The sequence below is a fragment of the Streptobacillus ratti genome, assembly GCF_001891165.1.
In the GTDB taxonomy this organism is placed as follows: Bacteria; Fusobacteriota; Fusobacteriia; order Fusobacteriales; family Leptotrichiaceae; genus Streptobacillus; species Streptobacillus ratti.
Map to the genome: position 1 here is coordinate 1 of NZ_LKKW01000080.1, position 460 is coordinate 460.

Sequence of the window (460 nt, forward strand, 5' to 3'; positions counted from 1 at the left end):
CCCATCAAGACAAGAATTATTTTACACTAAATAAAAAATTTTGTCAAGTAATTTTTATTGAATTTTCAAATAAATTTGTTTAGTTGTCAAACATATGTAACAAAATATTTAAAAAGTTTCTGTATAAGTGTGTAATTAACCACTTCATTCAGGATTAGAATCATTTATGTTAGGAGCAACATTTTCATTAGGTTGGACACCATGTATAGGACCAATATTAAGTGCAGTACTTTTTCTTTCTGGAGATAGTGAAACAGCAACTCAAGGAGCTATACTTTTATTGATATTTGTTTTAGGTTTTTCTACACCTTTTTTAGTTTTCACTATGTTCTATAACAAACTTATTAAAAAAGTTAATTTTATTAAAAGAAACTTGAATGTAATCAAAAAAATTAGTGCTATATTAATAATACTAATGGGAACATTATTGATATTTGATAAACTTACAATAATAGTTGCA

Annotated in this window: 1 protein-coding gene; it reads left to right on the forward strand. The window is 24.6% G+C overall.

The window, feature by feature from the left end; all coding sequences use genetic code 11:
* Positions 1-166: 166 nt before the first annotated feature.
* On the forward strand, positions 167-460 hold a 294-nt coding region (locus tag BT993_RS06845), incomplete at its 3' end, for an urease accessory protein UreH domain-containing protein (RefSeq protein WP_244147570.1).